Genomic DNA, 431 nt, shown 5'->3' on the forward strand with positions numbered 1-431 from the left:
TCCTGGAGGGAATCAACATCAAGACGGGACGCTATCTCATTGCGGATAGCACTGACTATCTTGTAGTTGGTTATGGGGAAGGACGGATTTATCATAATCCAGCAGAACATCTGGTAGTGTATGTTCCCGTTCAGATGTTCCACAAGCTGCCTGTCAGAGAATCCGGTGTATGCCTTCAGGACCATAAGGGCAATCTTTGCGCAGGGACTGAATATATTCCTGCGCCCCAGATGCTGGTCCGACAAGCCCACAGTCTTTGCTATATGCTCAAATGGAAATACCGAATGAAGCCTGCCAAGCTCACTCTCATGAAAACTTTTGCGGTATCTTTCCAGAATATCAAATTCTGTAAAACCCAAAGTAGGGTGAATTTCTGAAATATTTTGTACTTTTGCCATATCTTTGTTGGAAAATTTCCCCCGTTTTGGCTT

Annotated in this window: 1 protein-coding gene; it reads right to left on the reverse strand. The window is 44.3% G+C overall.

What is annotated here, in order from left to right:
- A partial coding sequence (locus tag WS42_RS15735; protein ID WP_286728788.1) for a transposase occupies nucleotides 1–398 on the reverse strand: 398 nt, incomplete at its 3' end.
- Nucleotides 399–431 lie beyond the last annotated feature (33 nt).

The sequence above is a fragment of the Odoribacter sp. N54.MGS-14 genome, assembly GCF_000980295.1.
GTDB classification, from domain to species: domain Bacteria; phylum Bacteroidota; class Bacteroidia; order Bacteroidales; family Marinifilaceae; genus Odoribacter; species Odoribacter splanchnicus.